Below are 1,817 nucleotides of genomic sequence, written 5' to 3' on the forward strand. Positions count from 1 at the left end.
GCTGCACATAACGTGCAGCACACATTTCACCGGAACTGCTCATAGATCTTCCCGAAATCGACGCCGCCGATGATTTTTCCCTGGTAGGCCCGGGGAAGTTCTTCCACCACCCCTGCCAGATGGGAGGAGGTGATGCCGCACTGGATGCTGAGCCAGGCTTCCATAAAGGCCGCCAGATGGTCGCAGCCCTTGAGCACCCGGCCGTCCACCGGGCTGTACTCATCCCGGTTGTATGCTTCCGGGATATCCCCCGCCAGCAGCCGGACCTTTCCCTTTTCCCGGATCCTGTTATCGAATTCATGGACGGTGAAATTCAGGATATCCTCATGCCAGGCGGCCGGCAGGAGGGGCAGCAGGATTTCCTCCATCTGCCGCTGTTCGATGTCCTTGATCAGTTCGTCCAGGCCTTCGATGGACCTTTTGATGGGAGAAATAATGTCCCGGGTGAGCACTTCCGGCAGGTCATGCCACAGGCCGCCCAGGAAATCGTTCACCAGCCGTCCCTTGCAGGCCCCCATGGACAGGGCGCAGAAGTACCCCATGATGGCCACCACCAGCACATGGCCCATGACGGAAGTTTCCGGCACCCGGGGAGACTGGGACCAGCGCTTCTGGAACCGGAGCTTGCCGATAAGATCCACGAACTTCCGGGTCTTCCCGTTCATGGCAATTTTCTGGACCCCTGCCAGGTTGTAATGGTCTTCGATGTTGTCGGCGATCCGCTCCCTGATTTCCTCCACTCCGAAAATCCCCTGGTTCATCCGGTAGATGATCCGGAACTCCCATTCCGTAGCCAGGTAGTGGGCGGCCCGGATCAGCTGTTTCTCCAAAGGATGGCTGTCTCCGTCCAGATAGGCCTCCATCTTGGCCATAAAGAGACTGCCGGCCAGAGACGGCACCCGCCGTACCAGTTCCTTGTACACCCACTGGTTCAGCCGGGCGCCGCTTTTTTCCATCAGCTCGTGGAATACCGGGGGCTTGATGTCCGTGAGCACCACCCGGTGGAGGAATTCGAAGATGCCCCCTTCCACCAGCACCTGCCAGTCCAGGCTGGCTCCATGGTCCTGTTCCTCATACCGGGCCAGCACATAGAGGATCATCATCTTGTGAGCCTGTTTGTCCAGCTCCGTAAAGCCCTGGGGCCGGATATGATCGTTCCACCGCTGGATGTAGGCCGCTTCAAAGACAAACTGGATCAGATCCCGGGGCAGCGGGATGGTCTGGATATTTGCCATAGGACACCTCCTGTGTTCACTGACTTTCCTGTTGTTCCTTTTGTTCCACCAGTTCCAGGTTCCGGAGCAGGAGCTTTTTCCCCCGCCAGGCAAAGGCATAGGATCCGTACCGTTCCCGGAACTGCCGGTTGGTCAGGTTTGCCAGATCCTGCCGGTCCAGCCGGAGCAGACGGTCCCGGCGGAATTCTGCCAGAGGAGTTTCCGGCACCTGCTGGTTGTGGGGGCAGACCCGCTGGCATTCATCACAGCCGAAGATCAGGGGCGTTTTCCGGAGGACAGCCTGTTCTGATTCGGTCAGTTCTCCTTTTTTCTGGGTCAGGTAGGATTTGCAGGTCCGGTAGGTGTAGGTCCCTCCCTGGAAACACTGTCCGGGACAGACCCGGGCACAGGCCCCGCAGTGGCGGCAGCTCCGTTCCAGAGGCCGGTCCGGCTCCAGAGGCTGGGTGGTGAGCACTGCCCCAATGAAGCACCAGGAACCCCAGGTGTCGTTAATGAGGCAGTCGTTGTCCCCCAGAAATCCCAGTCCGGCCTGGACCGCCAGGTCCCGTTCCGCCAGAGGGGAGGTATCCACAATGGCCAGCT

2 protein-coding genes are annotated in these 1,817 nt (G+C 59.4%); both read right to left on the reverse strand.

From position 1 onward, the window contains the following. Positions 1-26: 26 nt before the first annotated feature. The gene (locus tag QVO43_RS05910; RefSeq protein WP_022487629.1) at positions 27-1,235 is read right to left on the reverse strand and encodes an HD domain-containing protein; all 1,209 of its coding nucleotides are present in this window, start codon (positions 1,233-1,235) and stop codon (positions 27-29) included. Between the two features lie 16 nt (positions 1,236-1,251). Beyond that, the coding region (locus QVO43_RS05915; RefSeq protein WP_288174618.1) for an epoxyqueuosine reductase at positions 1,252-1,817 on the reverse strand (566 nt) is incomplete at its 5' end.

Origin of the sequence: Acidaminococcus sp. CAG:542, assembly GCF_000437815.1 — a bacterium.
Lineage (GTDB): Bacteria > Bacillota > Negativicutes > Acidaminococcales > Acidaminococcaceae > Acidaminococcus.

Coding starts and splice junctions, on each gene's coding strand:
- QVO43_RS05910 (WP_022487629.1), bottom strand. CDS start 1,235: ATGGCAAATATCCAGACCATCCCGCTGCCCCGGGATCTGATCCAGTTT.